This window comes from Ferroacidibacillus organovorans (assembly GCF_001516615.1).
GTDB lineage: Bacteria > Bacillota > Bacilli > Alicyclobacillales > SLC66 > Ferroacidibacillus > Ferroacidibacillus ferrooxidans_B.
This window is the reverse complement of the sequence record NZ_LPVJ01000020.1, coordinates 13,578-27,708: the sequence shown is the minus strand read 5'-3', so window position 1 is coordinate 27,708 and position 14,131 is coordinate 13,578. Positions and strand designations below refer to the sequence as shown.

The 14,131-nt window shown below is 53.0% G+C and carries 13 protein-coding genes; 5 read left to right on the top strand and 8 right to left on the bottom strand.

The annotated features are described in order from the left end of the window. Window positions 1-47: 47 nt before the first annotated feature. Window positions 48-398: a winged helix-turn-helix transcriptional regulator gene (locus tag ATW55_RS06870; RefSeq protein ID WP_067714632.1), complete on the top strand. Its 351-nt coding sequence runs from the start codon at window positions 48-50 to the stop codon at window positions 396-398. Window positions 399-422: 24 nt separating this feature from the next. Here the strand turns inward: ATW55_RS06870 and ATW55_RS06865 are convergent, their stop codons facing one another. The 4 genes from ATW55_RS06865 to ATW55_RS06850 all read right to left on the bottom strand — a co-directional run bounded on the left by ATW55_RS06865 (window position 423) and on the right by ATW55_RS06850 (window position 5,201). Continuing rightward, entirely contained in the window at window positions 423-1,700 is a 1,278-nt protein-coding gene (locus ATW55_RS06865) for a sensor histidine kinase (RefSeq protein WP_067714629.1), read from the bottom strand. 116 nt (window positions 1,701-1,816) lie between these two features. Then, entirely contained in the window at window positions 1,817-2,518 is a 702-nt protein-coding gene (locus ATW55_RS06860) for a response regulator transcription factor (RefSeq protein WP_067714626.1), read from the bottom strand. A gap of 63 nt (window positions 2,519-2,581) precedes the next feature. Next, a complete protein-coding gene (locus tag ATW55_RS06855) occupies window positions 2,582-4,018 on the bottom strand; it encodes an MFS transporter (protein ID WP_067714623.1) in 1,437 nt (478 codons plus the stop codon). Beyond that, complete coding sequence (locus ATW55_RS06850) at window positions 3,999-5,201, bottom strand: acyltransferase (protein WP_153005042.1); 1,203 nt, start codon at window positions 5,199-5,201, stop codon at window positions 3,999-4,001. Before ATW55_RS06850 ends, ATW55_RS06855 begins: the two co-directional genes overlap by 20 nt. A gap of 197 nt (window positions 5,202-5,398) precedes the next feature. Between ATW55_RS06850 and ATW55_RS06845 the strand changes: the two genes are divergently transcribed. From ATW55_RS06845 to codA, 3 genes are all read left to right on the top strand, one after another. Continuing rightward, complete coding sequence (locus ATW55_RS06845; RefSeq protein ID WP_067714617.1) at window positions 5,399-6,970, top strand: AMP-binding protein; 1,572 nt, start codon at window positions 5,399-5,401, stop codon at window positions 6,968-6,970. Further along, complete coding sequence (locus ATW55_RS06840; protein ID WP_067714614.1) at window positions 6,967-7,716, top strand: SGNH/GDSL hydrolase family protein; 750 nt, start codon at window positions 6,967-6,969, stop codon at window positions 7,714-7,716. Before ATW55_RS06845 ends, ATW55_RS06840 begins: the two co-directional genes overlap by 4 nt. A gap of 318 nt (window positions 7,717-8,034) precedes the next feature. Further along, the gene (gene codA, locus ATW55_RS06835; protein WP_067714611.1) at window positions 8,035-9,342 is read left to right on the top strand and encodes a cytosine deaminase; all 1,308 of its coding nucleotides are present in this window, start codon (window positions 8,035-8,037) and stop codon (window positions 9,340-9,342) included. Here the strand turns inward: codA and panD are convergent. After that, complete coding sequence (gene panD, locus ATW55_RS06830) at window positions 9,290-9,685, bottom strand: aspartate 1-decarboxylase (RefSeq protein WP_067714606.1); 396 nt, start codon at window positions 9,683-9,685, stop codon at window positions 9,290-9,292. The two genes, codA and panD, sit on opposite strands and share 53 nt — an antisense overlap. Window positions 9,686-9,747: 62 nt before the next feature. Between panD and ATW55_RS06825 the strand changes: the two genes are divergently transcribed. Then, window positions 9,748-10,992, top strand: a complete 1,245-nt coding sequence (locus ATW55_RS06825; RefSeq protein ID WP_082685630.1) for a threonine synthase — start codon at window positions 9,748-9,750, stop codon at window positions 10,990-10,992. On the opposite strand, the gene rnz is transcribed toward ATW55_RS06825, so the two are convergent. From rnz to lgt, 3 genes are all read right to left on the bottom strand, one after another. Beyond that, window positions 10,936-11,949 carry a ribonuclease Z gene (gene rnz / locus ATW55_RS06820; RefSeq protein WP_082685629.1) on the bottom strand — a complete coding sequence of 338 codons (1,014 nt, stop codon included), beginning with the start codon at window positions 11,947-11,949 and terminating at the stop codon, window positions 10,936-10,938. The genes ATW55_RS06825 and rnz overlap by 57 nt on opposite strands. A 44-nt stretch (window positions 11,950-11,993) precedes the next feature. Beyond that, window positions 11,994-13,076: a C40 family peptidase gene (locus ATW55_RS15740; RefSeq protein WP_160327184.1), complete on the bottom strand. Its 1,083-nt coding sequence runs from the start codon at window positions 13,074-13,076 to the stop codon at window positions 11,994-11,996. 173 nt (window positions 13,077-13,249) lie between these two features. Then, entirely contained in the window at window positions 13,250-14,056 is an 807-nt protein-coding gene (gene lgt / locus ATW55_RS06810; RefSeq protein WP_067714602.1) for a prolipoprotein diacylglyceryl transferase, read from the bottom strand. Window positions 14,057-14,131: the final 75 nt, after the last annotated feature.

Below are 14,131 nucleotides of genomic sequence, written 5' to 3'. Positions count from 1 at the left end.
TCTTTTCCAAGTTGCTATGGTATGATGGAAGAAGGAGGCGATACAGGATGGGAGACCAACATCTTTGTCCTCGCTTTGAAGCTGCCTTTGAATTATTGGGAAAACGCTGGACAGGCTTGATCATTCGCGTACTTCTCACAGGACCTAAACGATTCAAGGACATTTCAGAGATGATTCCTCATATGAGCGATCGCATGTTGGCGGAACGGTTTAAAGAACTGGAAGCGGCAGGCATTCTAAAGCGCAATGTGTATCCAGAAACGCCTGTGCGCATTGAGTACGAACTCACGCCAAAAGGCCAGGGCTTGCAGAATGTCATGGATGAAGTTCAGCGCTGGGGCAACACATGGTGCGAGAACGTCCCAACTCATGATGAATCGGAAACGTTGGCAAAATAAACACGAATTGAACAGAGGCTAGTCTCAGGACGGGAAAATGACGGTAAACGTCGTTCCGCGTCCTTCTTTGCTTTGAACAAAAACCTGTCCTTTGTGCGCTTCGATGATCCATTTTGCGATGGCAAGGCCTAACCCACTGCCTTGTTCTGCGCGATGTCGGCTTGGGTCTGCACGGACAAAACGGTCAAAAATGCGTGGCAGTAGGTTTTGCGGGATACCTGCCCCGTTGTCTTGAACGCGCAGTTCACAGGATGTCGTGTCACATGAGATGGTGATGGCGACACACGCACCCGCATCTGAATAGCGTAATGCATTGTCAATCAAGATGAGCAAGAGTTGACGCAGGCGTGCCGGGTCGCCGATCACCATGCAGTGGTTTTCTGGTGCGTTTAGGGTGATGGTCTTTTGTTGCCACTCGGCAAGAGGGCGGGTGGATTCGACCACGTCTCTGGCCAGTTCGCCAAGCGAGACAGGCGACAGGTTGAGGATTTGTTCATTGCTGTCTGCGCGCGCCAGCGTCAGCAAGTTTTCAAGCAGTGCGGATGTTCGCTCAACTTCTTCATACGCGTTTCCTAAGTAGGTCATTTCACTCTCAATCGTATGATCGGGGTGGTGCAAAAGCACATCGAGGTTGCTGCGAATGATGGCAAATGGTGTTCGCAATTCGTGGGAAGCATCGGCGATGAATTGCTGTTGCTGGCGCCACGACGCGAGAAGCGGCTTCATGCTTCTGGCGGTGAGAATGAGACCTCCGACAAGCGTGAGGATCAAAGCGGCCATGCCTGCGATGATGAGTGTTGAAATAAGACTTGAAAGGGTGACTTGTGTCGGTCCTACAGAGCGGTCGACTTGAATCAGATAGGTGCCGTGTCTTAAATTGACAAGTGCGTCAAAAATACGGTAGGGCTGCCCATTGATTTGCAGGGTTGTGGAGTAGCCGGACGGATGCATAAGCGCATTGTGATACACGGTGCGAACATCGATAAAAGGAGTTCCATCAATATACGTGGCAGACATTGAAGAGGCAGCCCCGGTAATTTTCCACAGACTGTACGCCGCGCCAAAATCACTTTGGTTGTTCGCGTTCTGTGTTGAGAGATGATTGTGGTCATAAGATTGGATAACTTGAATGGCAGAGCGTCGCAGTTCCGAGTCGAGCACGCGGTAGAGTTCGCTTGACATCAGGACATACACAATCGATAGCAAAACAAGCCAGATCGCGAGGAGCGCTCCGACTTGAATGACAAACAGTTTAAGGCGCACGGCGCGATAAGGATCTCTCCTGTCACTCCCAAACGCCACATGAACGCCGCCTTTGCCAGTTCTTTTTCTAAACCGAGAAATTCCAAACCCGGAAAAAATGCAACACAGTGATCAGTCAATCACACACGGAGCAGGCGGTTTGCCAAACCCACTTCTTAGGATTTGTCCGACTCTGCTCTTTGATGTGCGCTGCGCAGGCTGTATCCTACGCCGCGCACAGTTTGAATCGTCGGCCCCTGGAATTGCGACAATCGCCTCCGCAAGTGATGCACATACGTGTCGAGTACACCTTCTAGCACATCCGCTTCATAACCCCAAACGTTATCCATCAACTGGCGGCGCGTCAACACCTGGCCGTGATGTTTCATGAGCAACTCAAGAATCTGTGCTTCTTTTGGAGAGAGTTTTTCCGACTCGCCTGTTTGGGTCATCAAAGTACGCTCAAGCGGGTCGAAGCGAAGGTTTTCACATTGCAGCCATACATCGGTGATCAGCTCCGCCGGCCTGCGGTGGAGCGCCCGTATTCGCGCAATTAATTCCTCTGTCGCAAACGGCTTTACGAGATAATCGTCAGCACCTGCGTTCAGTCCGGCAACGCGATCGGGGATTCCATCGCGTGCCGTAAGCATCAGGACAGGCGTGCGCACAGATGCTTTTCGCAGTTTGGAAAGAACAGACAAGCCATCCATACTGGGCAGCATGCGGTCAAGAATAATCGCATCATAGATTTTGGAAGAAGCGAGTAGATAACCATCTTCGCCGTCATACGCTACATCGGCAGAGATCCCCTCTTCAAAAAGGAGTCGGACGAGTGCCTCCGACAGCTTTTTTTCATCCTCGATAATCAAGACACGCATCGTGAGCCCCCCTGCTTCAACATAGCACAAAAAAGGGGGTACGTCAGCAAATACGGCTTGTCATCAGGGCATTGGCTGGATCTTCATGCGGTTGCTCTCCATCTCGCGAGCGAGTGCCACGAGAGACGTTGCGCCGGCTTCTTCGACACTGATGCGCGCAGTTTCGCGTCCTGCGATCCAGACAGGGACCATGAAGGCGATCAGGATGACTGCGATGGCGACAAAAATGACTGCACTGCCAAATTGTGCGAGTGCAAAGGGCAAAAACGAGAGCGTGACAATTCCGCTGACGCCGCGCGCGCCCATTTCGCTCAAGTAAACTCCCATGCCGCGCAAGTGTGTCGGGAATTGCTCTGCGACCAGGAGTTTGGAGACTGGGAAAACGCCGAGTCCAAAAAATGAACTCAAGAAGGCGGCGATTGCAGTAATCCACCCGTTTGCGGATACTGCAAATAGAATGCAACCCACCGCCGCAAGTCCAAAATAGATGGAGAGGATCGCTTTTCGGCCAAAGCGGTCAGACAACAGACCTTGGATGATCGAGCCGATCCCGGCGATCGCCATCATGACGCCAGTCAAGAGGACGGCTGTACCTGTTCCAAAGCCGCGCGCCATGAGCAGAGTCGGGCCGTAGACGAGCAGAATGTAAAACAGGATGAGCGCACCTGTCAACTGTCCTGTGGCAATCAGACCGCGTGTGAGAAATGGTCGTCTCAGCACATTGATCAGGCGTGTCTCTTCCGTGCGTTCAAGACGGAGGGCTGCGGCTGCGCGCGGGTTGACAAGCGAGATATCATGCGGCAGATTCGCCGCATCCTCAAGACGCGTGACCAGATCTGCCACTTCGTTGACGCGGCCTTTTTTAATCAGATAGCGCGGACTCTCCGGCAACCAGAGATAGAGCGGGACAACCAGGAACAGAGGGATGGCGCCAAGCAGAAAAGGAAGTCGCCACGCCATCGACGAGGCGTAGGTGTGAATGGCGTAAGAACCGACGAGATTTGGCAGCAGGTAAGCGGCCGTTAACACGCCGTTTGCGATTCCGACACTGACGGCGCGCCGCTTTGTGTGTACAAATTCCGCGAGGTAGAGATAGGGAAGCGGCAGTACCGCTCCTTCCCCGAGTCCTGCGAGAAAGCGGATGATCAGGAGCTGGTTCAGGCTATGCGCCAAGCTCCCAAGCACAGTGATAACTGAAAAGACAAGAATGCCGACGATTACGACGCGTCTTCTCCCGATGCGGTCGGCGAGCATGCCGGCGGGGATCATGCCGAGTACGACGCCAAGCGTTGAGGAGATGCCAAGCCAAGCCTGATCGGCCGTGCTAAGATGCCACGCGCCTTTGAGCACGGCCATGACTGGTCCTACGATACCAATGTCAAACGCCTCGGCGAGCCACACGCACGCAAGCAGGATCAAAAGTCGCACAACGGGTTTGATGATCGGGATGCGATCAAGGCGCGCGAGCAAGTTTTCTTCACTAGGATGCGGTGTTTTCACGTACAGTCCCCCTTTGCATGGGCAACTTCTTTTGTGAATGCCATGTCGACTTTTGGCCGACGATATAGCTGAGGTATGGAATGCGTGCGACGAGGCGTGCAACGATCATCGCTGAAAAATAGACGAACAGGATGGCGACGGGCGTTAGCCAAACGCGCTCTGCCGCCGTCGTGTGTAGGCGATAGATCGTAACCTGAACGAGGTGCAAAAAGAACGGGTGTATCAGGAAAATGCCAAACGATGCGGCTGCCGCTGTCTTGATCAGGCGGCTGATTTGGCGGAAACGGGAATCAAGGCGCACGCGCGACCACGCCATTCCAAGCGACCAGAGCGTAACTGTGGCGAGCAAACTGTACGGGATCATAAGTGGCTGCAGGACGAGCACAGTTTGTGATTCATCCTGATGCTGCACCAAGCGGTCGATTGCCACGTGAACACCGATGGCGAAAAAGCTGAATAAAAGGATCCATGGAATGAACCGGACATACTTTTGCAGGATGGCCTTGATCTTGCTATAGTGAACCGCGACCAGAGCGCCTGCGATAAACCAGAATTGATACGTAATAATGATGCGGTCGCGGTAGTTCACAAGCACCCCGAGCAGTCCCGGAAGGTGTAAGCCTGCAGGCATTTGCAGGTAAAATTTGTTGAACCACATCAGGGCGATCTCAAGCGCAAAGCTTATACCAAAAAGGAGACCGTGATAGCGCTCTGTGGCCTTGATGAACTTTAACAACCAAGGGAAGATGATGTAGAGCTGCAGTGATATCAAAAGATAGTACAGAAAAAATTGGTTGCCCGTCAACAGGGCAATACCGTAGTTCTGCAAGAACAGCGGCAACGTTAAATGCGGTGTAGGCATATAGGTCTGCGTAAACAGCATGTAGAGAAGTGTGAACGCAAAATAAGGAATCGCGATCAATTTCAGGCGTTTGCCAAGAAACATCTTCACATTAAATGGTTTTCCATAATACGTGATAAATAAAACGAGTCCGGTGATAAACATAAACGCTTCTCTTGTAAAGTGAAGCGCGGTCAGCGCGGCGTCGTTGCGCAAGTTGACCCCAGTCATTTGCACTGTAAATAAGTTGAAAAATGAAATCACGTGTACGCAGATGACCCCGAGAATGATGAGTGCACGCATGAGGTCAATCTCGTAAAGGTGCTCTTTCGCTTTTGACACAGGCACATTCACTTCCTTTCTTCTGCGCTATCGTATCGCGCGAGGTTTAAAGTTGCCTTAAAACGTGTTGTTTTTTTCTTTTCTCCTTTTATTGTGCTGAATATCGCAAAGGAAAATATTCATTCGTCAATTTTAAGATGGATTTAAGACTTCTGGCGCATGATGCAGATATGACTTGTTGTGGAGGGGGATCATCGATGCATGCCATGCACCGTGTGAGAGAACAACTCAAAGTATCCGGCAAGAAGGTTATCTATAATCGAAACCGTTGGTATTACACAGATCAGCTCCGATATGATGTGGAAAAGGTCATGGTATCACTCGATCAGTTTGGGATTCGTCCGGCAGATCGAGTGCTGCTTTCTGCGCCGAATTCGTATGAGTGGGTCGTTACCTATCTTGGTATTCTTATGTATGGCGCGACGGTTGTCCCTGTCAACCCACAGGCGACACGCGTCGAAGTGGATCGCATTCTTGCCGAGTCGAGTGCGCGCGGCATGATCGAGAGTCGCACGACGCGCGAGGCGCAGCTTGAAGCGAACGCCGAACCTGTTGTTACGCCTCAACGGGACCACTTGATGCGGGCGTATATCTCATGTGATGAGCTCGGTCAATTTCATATGGAGTGCACGACGAGTTCTCGAACCAATGCGCCAGACAACGCCCTGCCTGAGCGGCGCGGTGACGGCGCTTTTGCAAAAGGGTTGTCCAATTACGGCGTGTTGCTTTTCACATCTGGCACAACTGGACGTCCTAAAGGTGTGTTTCTCCTGGTTGAATTGCTTCACGCCACAGCGGATGAAGTGATCGCATCGCATCATTTGACAAGTGAAGACGTGTGCTATGGCTTTTTGCCGCTCTTTCATATCAATGCCCAGGTGGTTGGCCTGCTCTCTACACTGCTGTCTGGTGGAACGCTCGTTTTGGAAGAGCGGTTTAGCGCGACGCGCTTTTGGGAAACTGTCTTTTGCTTACGCGTGACGTGGATCTCAGCCGTTCCCGCCGTGATTTCAATTCTGCTTCAGACAGAAAGCTGTGGCTCACCGGCAGATCATGTGCGCTTTATTCGCTCGGCTTCTGCGCCGCTGCCTGAACTGCACGCTCATCGCTTTGAAAACAAGTTTGGCATCCCTATCATCGAATCCTACGGAATGACAGAGGCGGCGAGTCAGGTGTGCGTCAATCCACTGCCGCCCGAACGTCGCAAATACGGCTCCGTCGGCATTCCGCGCGGTATTTCACTGCGCATCACAGGCGAACAGGGTGAGACGCTGCCGACCAATCAGGTGGGAGAGATTGCGCTTGCGGGCGATCGTTTGATCAAATCCTACGCTTCAGGGGACGAATCCCGTGACAGTTTTCAAAATGGCTGGTTCATGACGGGGGATCTTGGGTATCAGGATGAGGATGGCTATGTGTTTATCACAGGGCGCCGCAAAGAAATGATCAACCGCGCCGGGCAAAAGATCAGCCCGCGTGAAGTGGAGGATGTTTTGCGCAAACACAGCCGCGTGCAAGGTGTAGCCGTGATCGGGCTTCCCGACGAGATTCACGGTGAACGGGTCGCCGCGTACATCATTCCTGATCAATTCAGCAGACAGGAAGAACTCTTGGCGGAATTGCGAGCGCTTTGCGAAGAGAATATGGCGCCTTACAAGCAACCTGCGGAGATCAAGTTTGTTGATGTGATCCCGGCAGGACCCACGGGCAAGGTGCAGCGTCATCGCCTGCGTGAACAGGAAATTGCCCGGATGAGTTTAAGCTCATGAATCGTTTTGAGCGTCGACGTAAGAAGATCCGCAGAAATCGCATCTTTGCAAGCGCCCTTCTCGCGGTCGTTCTGCTATTTGTCATTGGCAGCCATCTCACGTATGCGGTACACCGCAGTGTGAATAAGCCGAAGTCTCTCCCGAAAGGGCCGATTCGCATCATGGCGATCGGCTCGTCCGTCGCCAAAGGGTGGGACGATAAGACTGGCGGCGGATATCTCGCGCGTGGGGTTTCAGGTTACGCGAAGGGGGTGCATCATGCCCTGCCGTTTATCAATCACGCTGTGGAGGGAGAAACGGCAGAGGCGGCGCTCCCGCTTCTCCCGACGTGGATCAAGGCGGTTCACCCAAATGTCCTGCTGATCTCGTGGGGGATGCTTGACGACGCGACGGCCAATACACCACTGTCCGTGTTTTCTCAGACCATCCGCAAAGAGATCAATCTGGCGATTGCCAATCATGAAGCGGTCTGGGTGGTGACGCCGCCTGTCACGCCTGCCTCCTATACGGTGAATCGTGTATCAGAGGCACAGTATGTCAACGCAGAAATTGCTGTTGCGCGATCGTATCCAGCGCGTGAAGTCTCTGTGTTTGACGTTTTTAATCAAATGAAGGCGTACATTGCGAAACATCACCAAAATTATCAAATGTACGCGGCAGATGCATGGCATCCGAACACTGCAGGACACATCTTGGCAGGCAAGCTTTTGGCGCACGATCTTTTGAGTGGGTCGCCTGCGTTTTAAAGTAGGGAATGCCCTGCAGCCATTTACAGATAAAGCGGACACGCGTGAGTCAGTCTCGCGCGTGTCCGCTTTTTTTAGCATTATAAGTATCTGTTAATCGATTACTTTTTGCGGTTTCGAACGGCAAAATAAACAATCGCAGCTACGACTACAATCGCGAGTACGACGTAGCGAATAACATGGTGACCTCCCACAAACATCCCTCCTCTGAACGGTTTCGACTCACTATACTACGAATGAATAGAACTTGTCAGCTTTTTTTCGAATATGCTAAGGTTACCATAATCGTGCAAACTGGATAAAAAAGGGTGGATCAAGATGGATACGGTTATTCGCAATGTGCGCCTGCTTGGGCGCAAAGGTCATTTTGACGTGGGAATCGAGCGCGGTGTGTTTGTGCGGATCGAGGAAACCATCCATGCGCATGTACGCGAAGAACTCGACGGTGCGGGGCAGTTAATGTTGCCGCCGTTTATTGAGTCGCATATTCATCTGGACTCTGTACTGACTGCGGGGCAACCTCGTTTCAACGAGAGTGGTACACTATTTGAAGGCATTCAGGTGTGGTCGGAGCGAAAAGAAACACTAACGCGCGAGGATGTGAAGATGCGTGCCAAAGAGGCGCTACGCTGGCAGGTGGCGCAAGGAATTCTTCATGTGCGCACGCATGTCGATGTGACAGATCCCAAATTGACGGCGCTGCAGGCGCTGCTCGAAGTAAAAGAAGAAGTTGCCGATCAGGTGAATCTGCAAATTGTGGCGTTTCCGCAAGAAGGTATCTCGTCGTTTTCAGGTGGAGCCGAACTGCTTGAAGAGGCGCTTCGATTGGGCGCGGATGTGGTTGGTGCAATTCCGCATTTTGAGTACACAAGGGAATTGGGTGTTGCTTCACTGCACACATGCTTTGAGCTCGCAAAAAAGTATGGCCGCATGGTGGACGTGCACTGCGACGAGATCGACGATGAGCAGTCGCGGTTTTTGGAAACGGTCGCGTATCTCGCGCTGTCTCACGGGCTCAAATCACGTGTAACTGCGAGTCACACGACGGCTATGCACTCGTATAACGGCGCATATGTATCAAAACTGATGCGCCTGCTCAAACGTTCAGAGATTAACATTGTGGCGAATCCGTTGATCAATATCACGTTACAGGGGCGCTTTGATCACTACCCCACGCGGCGAGGGGTCACGCGTATCAAGGAACTTTGGCGCGAGGGTGTCAACGTATCGCTTGGCCACGATGACATCCTCGATCCGTGGTATGCCCTTGGAACCGGGAGTATGCTTCAAGTTGCCCATATGGCGGTTCACACATCACATATGACTGGGCGCGAAGAGATTGATGAGACGGTTCGCATGGTGTCGTCGCGCGCGGCGCGCACGCTTGGTGTGGAGTGCGAGTATGGCATTGCGGCTGACAAACCGGCGAGTTTTGTTCTGATGGACGCAAAAGACGCGTTCGACATGATTCGCCGCCAGCCTCCCTGTACACTCGTCGTCAGCCGCGGAAAGGTCGTCGCGCGAACATCCCCGGCCAGCGTGCGCGTCATTCAAGATGGAAAGGAACATCCAGTCACGTTTGCCCGTCCTTTCGCAGCGCGTGAAGAGAATGCCGCTCAATCTTGATGATTTGATTCTCGTGGTCAACATGCACAATGCGCGGGTGAATCGTGTCATACTCAGCGCCAGTGATCTGCGCGAGTGAGAGGACGATGATCAGATCGCCTGGTTGAAAGTGACGAGCGGGCGGTCCGTTCAGACAAACTGTACCTGAGCCCTCTGACGCGGGAAGGGCGTACGTTTTCCAGAGCGTGGCGTTTGCAATGTTCGTGATCTGTACCATCTCATAAGGCAGGATGTCAGCCTCCTTCATAAGCAGGCGATCAAGTGTGATGCTGCCCACATAGTCGAGCCTCGCTTCGGTGACGACGGCGCGATGAATCTTTCCCTTACAAATCGTTCGCAGCATGCCCATACCCTCCTTGCTGATCTCGACATACAGTGTGAAGGACTGTATGTGGAGGTGTGCACATGTCTTACAGCGCTCTTGTTCATCTGGTGTGCTCGCGTTGTCATAAAACGGCAACGCCTGAAGTGATTCAGCAAACGTGTCCCGACTGTGACGCGCCTTATCTCTGTGAGTACGATCTTGAGCGCGCAAGGGCTGCCTGGGAGCAGCATCCGCTCAATGAACGTCCGCCGACGCTTTGGCGCTATCACGAGTTGCTGCCTTTACAAAGTGAAGAAAACCGCGTGTCGCTTTACGAACCGCTGACCGGGGTGTGGCCTCTTCGCGGTTACGCAAAAAAAGTCGGCTTGAAACATCTCTATGTTAAGGATGAAGGAATTCTTCCTACAGGATCTTTTAAGGCGCGCGGAGCATCTGTCGGCTTGTCGCGCGCAAGAGAACTCGGCGTTCGCGCGTTTGCCATGCCAACCAACGGTAACGCCGGAGCGGCGTGGGCGGCCTATGCCGCGCGCGCGAAGATTCCAGCGCTCATCATTTTGCCAAGCGACGCCCCACGGACACCGCGCAAAGAGATGCTTGCGTACGGTGCTGACGTGTTTGTCGTTGACGGCACGATCGGCGACGCTGGAAGATTGACGCAGGCGCTGTGCAAAGCTTACGGGGTGTACGACGTTTCCACACTGCGTGAGCCGTATCGACTGGAAGGAAAAAAAACGATGGGGCTTGAGATTGCGGAGCAGTTTCCCGACGGATTGCCCGACGCGATCGTTTATCCGACAGGAGGCGGCGCAGGGGTCATCGGGATTCATCGCGCGCTTTTACAGCTTCAGGCGATGGGGCGAATTCAGGGGCCGCTGCCAAAAATGGTCATCGTGCAAGCGCAAGGGTGCGCGCCGCTCGTGCGCGCATTTGAACAAGGGAAACGCGTGTCTGAGTCGATTGAACACCCGGTTACAAGTGCATTTGGCATGCGTGTTCCAAAGGCGCTCGGCGATTTTATGATTCTTGAGGCGGTGCGTGAGACTGGCGGGACGGCCATTGGCGTGAGTGAGCGTCAGATTGCTGACGCGCGCCGCCAACTCGCAGAGGAAGATGGCTTTTTTGTCTGTCCTGAAGGAGCGGCAGCGTTCGCAGGGGTTGAGACTCTGCGCGCGTCGGGCTGGCTTAAACAAAAGGATCGCGTCCTGGTCGTCAACACGGGATCTGGACTAAAGTATACGGATGATGCGCCATTCGATGTTCCACACGCATCACATATCGGGGATTTTGCCCGTTTTATCAAGCGCGTCACCAACGATCGAGCATGACATGGGTTTTGGGATCGTGATATGGAAGTGGTCATGGGCGAGATCGGTGTTTGCAAAGATTGCTTTTGCCTCCTGCAATAATTGTATGGGCAGATCGGCCGGGTTATTTGCACGCTCGTGATAGCGTGGACTGATGTGCGTCAGAATCAGTCGCCGCACATTTGCGTCGCGCGCTGTTTGCGCGGCGTCGCGTGTGGTGGAGTGATGGTGCCGATGGGCGTGAGAAGCGTCTCTTGCAGAAAATGTGCTTTCATGAACGAGAACGTCAGCGTTTTGCGCAAGTGTTACCGCCTCGCTGCACGGTGCGGTGTCGCCGAGAATGACCACGCGCCGTCCGGGGGTCGGCGGTTTTCGAAAGTCATCCGGTTTCAGCGTTCGGCCATCCTCTAGTGTAATTGCTATCCCGCGCTTTAGTTCACCGTACTGTGGGCCCGGTGCGACGCCAAGAGCGCGCAGTTTTTCTGCGTCAAGCGCACCGGGCTGATCCTTTTCCTGAATGAGAAAGCCAACGGTTGGTATGCCATGCAACAGGGGGGCGTATGAGACTGTGACGTGATCATCTTCATAAAGATGCGCAGTTTGAGGTGAGATGGGATCAAATTCAACGACATCAAACCCGTATCGTACATGTGTCGAGGAGTGGCGAAGCGCATCACGCAAAAAACATTCAATTCCGCTTGGACCATAGAGTGTGACACGATGGGATGGATCGCCTTGTAGTGAGCGGCTGGATAGCAGCCCTGGCAGTCCAAAAACGTGGTCGCCGTGAAGGTGCGTGATGAAGATCCTGCGAATTTTCACGGGACTGAGCGGACTTTTTAATAGTTGGTGTTGGGTGGCCTCACCACAGTCAAAAAGCCATGTCTCGTTGGGTTTTTCCAAACGAAGCGCCAGCGCGCTGACATTTCGCTCGGCAGATGGGACACCGGCACCGGTTCCCAAAAAGTACAGTTCCATCGAATGTGCAATCCCTTCGCCGATCCATTAAGGATGTTTCACCGTTAAAACATGCGTTTTACGGCGGTAAGGTGATTATACCAATAGGATCCTGGGCTTACGCGCAAGTAGCCAACTTTTCCAAGACCGCCGCCTTCTTGAATCATTTGTCCGTTTCCAATATAAATCCCGACATGTCCCCCGTTGTTAAAAATCAATAAATCGCCTGGCTGCATATCGCCAATCGGAACGGGATCGCCCACGGATGTAGCCTGCACGCGGCTGGATGTCGACATAAGATAACCGAGTGCGTGATGATACACGTATTCCGTGAAATTTGAGCAGTCAAACCCATATTGCCCGCGATCCTCATTGTGACCCCAAATGTATGGAGTGCCAAGCTTGTCTTGTGCAACCGTTAAAACGGCCTGAAATTTTTGCTCATACGTCGCGTGAATCGGCGCCAGTGGCGTGATGTTAGGGTCAAGATGAACACCGAGCGGGAGCGTTGGCAATGTGCTGAGTGTCGTGGTTTGTGCGGGTGCTGTGTAATTCGAAGAATTCGCAGCCGCGCTCCCCACCGTACCTGTTGCGACAGTTCCAGGCGCCGCGCCATGCTGCGCAGTGACCGTCTTCTGGGATGGGCCATAGTGTGCCTCGACGTAGTAGGGATGGGATACGACATAACCTGTCTTCCCATCCGGTGTGCGAACGTGAAACCACGACGCATTTGGCCGATTGATCACAGTGAGGGTTGTGCCTGGACTGAGCAGTGTCAGGCGATCCTGGCCGTAGAGGCGCGGCTCGGCCCGCAGATAAACAGCGTGGGATACGGTCAGTGTCCCTGCGCTAAAGACGGCAGCCGACGCGTTTGGCGCGAACGTGGCGCCCTGGGCAAAGAGCGGAATTGAAAGAAGAAGCGCAGATCCTACAACAAGTTGAATTTTTCGCAGGTTGACATGATGTCCATGCTTTGCGGTCACATAGTTTAGAATGCCATCCGGTTCATCGCTGTCGCCGATATCTTCCGATGTTTCTCCGAGTTCTTCTGCAAACTCTTCGGTGATAGAGCGGCGAATGGGAAGCGCCGAGATGGTCAGAACACCTGTGGCAGGGTCATAGTCCTCCCGAAGAAATCGAATGTACATAAGCCCACCCCTTTTTCGCGCATTCACAGTTGTCGCGTATCCATAGTGTCGACAGCTGAACGCGAGAATATGAGAAAAAGGGGGTGATCCGTTGCAGGATATTTTTGTCACGCGCATTCCTCAAACGTGTCGCGCTGTGCAGATACAGGGAAAATCCCTTGCCGCCGTGAGGCTTAGACAAGGGATTCCAGTTGATCTTTTGCATCGCGCTTTTTTTGTTCTCTATAGAGATACGGAATGAGAATGGCGCAGATCACAATGACTGGCACGCTGGTCCACTGCGCGGCGTCCCAGTGAAACAAAAAGCGCGGGCTGTCTCCGCGAAGCATTTCTAACAAAAAACGCTCGAGATTGTATAGCAAGTTTTCTGTGAGAAAGATGACGCCGCGCGGCCATTTTCGCTGTTTCATGATCAGCAGGAGGGCAAAGATGATGACGTCGCCTTGCCCCTCCCACACTTCAGCGGGCCATAGTGGACGATTTCCGTATGTGGCGCGTGCAAGTGTGCCGACAGGATAGAGCAGCCCAAAGTTTCCACCTGTCGGTGAGCCAAACGCGTCGCCATTCATCAGGTTGGCGTCGCGTCCGATGCTTTGCCCCAAGATGATACCTGGCGCAAACAAATCGCCGAGTTCCCAGAAAGAAAGCTTGTGCCGCCGCAAATACCAAATCGCCACCAACAGGCTTCCGACGATCCCGCCCTGAATCGAGAGCCCTCCATGCCAGATGGCGATGATCTGTCCGGGATGGACGCTATAATACGCCCAATCGAAGAAAAAGACTTGCCAGATCCGCGAACCGATCAGTCCACCGATGAATAACAGGGGGGCCAGGTTCATAATGTGATCGACGAGATGTTTTTTTCCCTCAACGCGGGCGATGTAAACTGTCACACCAAGACCGAGCAGAAAAGCGAGCAAAAAGAGGGTGCTGTATGCGCGAACTGGGTAGGAACCGATAAAAAACCAATATTGATGCATGGAGAACCTCCTTGATAGACTGTCCACATTGTACCAAATCTTTTGGGACAAGGCTTTCTTTGCAGCGCGATCGTT

What these genes read in the sequence shown, in the direction of transcription:
- rnz (WP_082685629.1), bottom strand. Translation starts at nt 11,949, where the DNA reads ATGGAACTGTACTTTTTGGGAACCGGTGCCGGTGTCCCATCTGCCGAG.
- ATW55_RS06860 (WP_067714626.1), bottom strand. Translation starts at nt 2,518, where the DNA reads ATGCGTGTCTTGATTATCGAGGATGAAAAAAAGCTGTCGGAGGCACTC.
- ATW55_RS15740 (WP_160327184.1), bottom strand. Translation starts at nt 13,076, where the DNA reads ATGTACATTCGATTTCTTCGGGAGGACTATGACCCTGCCACAGGTGTT.
- ATW55_RS06825 (WP_082685630.1), top strand. Translation starts at nt 9,748, where the DNA reads ATGTCTTACAGCGCTCTTGTTCATCTGGTGTGCTCGCGTTGTCATAAA.
- ATW55_RS06845 (WP_067714617.1), top strand. Translation starts at nt 5,399, where the DNA reads ATGCATGCCATGCACCGTGTGAGAGAACAACTCAAAGTATCCGGCAAG.
- codA (WP_067714611.1), top strand. Translation starts at nt 8,035, where the DNA reads ATGGATACGGTTATTCGCAATGTGCGCCTGCTTGGGCGCAAAGGTCAT.
- lgt (WP_067714602.1), bottom strand. Translation starts at nt 14,056, where the DNA reads ATGCATCAATATTGGTTTTTTATCGGTTCCTACCCAGTTCGCGCATAC.
- ATW55_RS06840 (WP_067714614.1), top strand. Translation starts at nt 6,967, where the DNA reads ATGAATCGTTTTGAGCGTCGACGTAAGAAGATCCGCAGAAATCGCATC.
- ATW55_RS06870 (WP_067714632.1), top strand. Translation starts at nt 48, where the DNA reads ATGGGAGACCAACATCTTTGTCCTCGCTTTGAAGCTGCCTTTGAATTA.
- panD (WP_067714606.1), bottom strand. Translation starts at nt 9,685, where the DNA reads ATGCTGCGAACGATTTGTAAGGGAAAGATTCATCGCGCCGTCGTCACC.